Here is a 2,172-nt window from a genome sequence, read left to right as displayed (position 1 = left end):
CCGGCGCAGGTCCAGAGCCGGATCAACAACTACCAGCGCTTCACCCAGATCCTGGGCGTCGCTCCGGGCAACAACCTCTACTGCTGACGGCGGGCTGTCTCCAGGTGCGCGGTTCCGGAGCCTCCGGGACCGCGCACCGCGCTGTTGCACTGCCGCATTGCCGCACTGTCAGTCGTGCGGCGGCGTTCCCGTGACCAGATGGTCGGCGTGATTGAGGGCCTCGATCGCCAGCCTCCGCAGATGGCCGTCCCGCAGTGTGTATATCGAACGCCGGCCGTCCTTGCGCACCTGGACCAGTCCCGCGAGCCGCAGCTTCGCCAGATGCTGGCTGACCGCCGGGCGGGCCGCGCCGCAGCTGTCCGTGAGCGTGTTCACATCGGCCTCGCCCTGGGTCAGGGACCACACCAGGTGGAGCCGGGTGGGGTCGGCGAGCAGGGCGAAGACGCCGGCCGCCGCGTCGAACTGCGGGGCGCCTGGAGTGTGCCGTTGCGACTCGGGCGCAACTGGGGGCGGATTGCTCGCTGGCATCTCCCCATCGTAGGACCACGGCGGAGACCGCCGACTCGACAGGTGCATTGGTGCGCGCTTAAATACGTATGAGTAGTGACGCACATCCACGGTGACTGTCCCTCCCGGCGATCTTCCCGACAGGAGAGCCGCATATGAACGCTCCTCATACGCACCCTCATGACCATGACCACGACCACGACCACGGCTCGGGTCGGACGGCGCGGCTGAAGCATCGGGCGGCGCATCTCGTCAAGCCGCACTCCCATGAGGCGTCGGACAAGGTGGACTCCGCCATGGAGTCCTCGGCCGAGGGAATGCGGGCTCTCTGGATCTCCCTGGCCGTTCTGGGTGTCACCGCGCTCCTCCAGACCGTCGTCGTCGTGATGTCCGGCTCCGTGGCCCTGCTCGGCGACACCGTCCACAACTTCGCGGACGCGCTGACGGCGCTGCCTCTCGGCGTGGCGTTCGTCCTCGGCCGGCGCGCGGCGACACGCCGGTACACCTACGGCTACGGCCGGGCCGAGGATCTGGCAGGCCTCGCCATCGTGCTCACCATCGCCGCGTCGGCGGCGTTCGCGGCGTACCAGGCCGTCGCGCGGCTGCTCGATCCGCGTGACATCTCCCATCTCGGCATCGTCGCCGTCGCGGCGGTCGTCGGGTTCATCGGCAACGAGTGGGTGGCCCGCTACCGCATCCGTGCCGGGAAGAGGATCGGCTCCGCCGCGCTGGTCGCCGACGGTCTGCACGCCAGGACCGACGGCTTCACCTCCCTGGCCGTCCTGCTGGGCGCGGGCGGCGCGGCCCTCGGTCTGCGCTGGGCCGATCCGGTGGTCGGTCTGCTGATCACCGCCGCCATCCTGCTGGTGCTCAAGGACGCCTGCCGGGAGGTCTTCCGGCGCGTGATGGACTCCGTGGACCCCGTACTGACCGATACGGGCGAAGCCGCCGCGCGCGAGGTCTCCGGCGTGCTGGCGGTGACGGATCTGCGGATGCGCTGGATCGGCCACCGGCTGCGCGCCGAGATCACCGTCGTGGTCGACGGCGCGCTGAGCGTCTGGCAGGCGCACGCGGTCGCCGTCGAGGTCGAACACGCCCTGCTGCACTCGGTGCACAGACTTACCGCCGCGCTGGTCCATACCGATCCGGCCGCCACGCCCGGCACCGAGGATCCGCACCGGAAGCTGGCCCACCACCTGGCACGAGCCGTGTGAACGTCTGGTTCCTCGTCCACGGGACACGGGACCTCTGGTTCCTCCTCCACGGGCCGGTTACCGTCCTGGGATGTCCGACTTCGATCCCGCCTCGCCCGCGTTCCTCGCCGATCCCTATCCCGTCTACGCCGAGCTGCGGGCCCGTGGCCGGGCGCACTACTACGAGCCGAGCGACCAGTGGCTCGTACCGCACCACGCGGATGTGTCGGCGCTGCTGCGGGACCGGCGGCTCGGCCGTTCCTACGGGCACCGGTTCAGCCACGAGGAGTTCGGCAGAACCGCGCCGCCCTCCGGCCATGAGCCCTTCCACGAGCTGAACGACCACGGGATGCTGGAACTGGAGCCACCGGACCACACCCGTATCCGGCGTCTGGTCTCACAGGCGTTCACACCGCGTACGGTCGACCGGCTCAAGCCGTATGCGCGCGCACTCGCGGCCGGACTGGTCGAG

General features: G+C 70.0%; 2 protein-coding genes and 2 pseudogenes. 3 read left to right on the top strand and 1 reads right to left on the bottom strand.

Annotation, left to right across the window (positions count from 1 at the left end; translation table 11 throughout):
• Positions 1-87, top strand: a pseudogene (locus GA0115259_RS39490) (chitinase); the annotation flags it as partial.
• Between the two features lie 81 nt (positions 88-168).
• On the opposite strand, the gene GA0115259_RS38085 reads toward GA0115259_RS39490, so the two are convergent.
• Positions 169-528, bottom strand: a complete 360-nt coding sequence (locus GA0115259_RS38085; RefSeq protein WP_093605192.1) for an ArsR/SmtB family transcription factor — start codon at positions 526-528, stop codon at positions 169-171.
• A gap of 134 nt (positions 529-662) precedes the next feature.
• On the opposite strand from GA0115259_RS38085, the gene GA0115259_RS38080 reads away from it, so the two are divergent.
• The gene (locus GA0115259_RS38080; RefSeq protein WP_093605190.1) at positions 663-1,721 is read left to right on the top strand and encodes a cation diffusion facilitator family transporter; all 1,059 of its coding nucleotides are present in this window, start codon (positions 663-665) and stop codon (positions 1,719-1,721) included.
• Between the two features lie 70 nt (positions 1,722-1,791).
• A pseudogene (locus GA0115259_RS38075) lies at positions 1,792-2,172 on the top strand (cytochrome P450); the annotation flags it as partial.

Origin of the sequence: Streptomyces sp. MnatMP-M17, assembly GCF_900091995.1 — a bacterium.
Classification (GTDB): Bacteria; Actinomycetota; Actinomycetes; order Streptomycetales; family Streptomycetaceae; genus Streptomyces.
This window is presented reverse-complemented; position numbering and strand designations above follow the sequence as displayed.